Origin of the sequence: Vibrio sp. 10N.222.48.A3 (genome assembly GCF_041475345.1) — a bacterium.
In the GTDB taxonomy this organism is placed as follows: Bacteria; Pseudomonadota; Gammaproteobacteria; order Enterobacterales; family Vibrionaceae; genus Vibrio; species Vibrio tasmaniensis_A.
Window position 1 is genome coordinate 1 of record NZ_JBFRVX010001357.1, and the last position, 298, is coordinate 298.

At 42.6% G+C, this 298-nt stretch carries 1 protein-coding gene; it reads left to right on the forward strand.

Translation table 11 applies throughout. From position 1 onward, the window contains the following. The first annotated feature begins 44 nt into the window (after nucleotides 1–44). Nucleotides 45–266 carry a glutaredoxin-like protein NrdH gene (nrdH, locus tag AB4653_RS26315; RefSeq protein ID WP_009847124.1) on the forward strand — a complete coding sequence of 74 codons (222 nt, stop codon included), beginning with the start codon at nucleotides 45–47 and terminating at the stop codon, nucleotides 264–266. Nucleotides 267–298 lie beyond the last annotated feature (32 nt).

Consider the following 298-nt stretch of genomic DNA (forward strand, 5'->3'; position numbering starts at 1 on the left):
TATTAATAATGATTATCATTAAGATTTGGTTGAGGTTGTATAATATGGATGTCATCGTTTATTCCAAGCCACAGTGTGTGCAATGCACAGCAACGGTTAAGGCGTTACAGAGCAAAGGTATTGAGCATACAGTTGTTGATTTAACGTGCGACGAAATCGCAATGGAAAGGGTTCAATCAATGGGTTATCGACAAGCTCCCGTGGTTGTCGCCAATGACCGCCATTGGTCCGGTTTTAGACCTGACATGATCAGCGCGTTGGGTTAATGATTGTTTATTACTCTAGCGCTTCCGGGAAT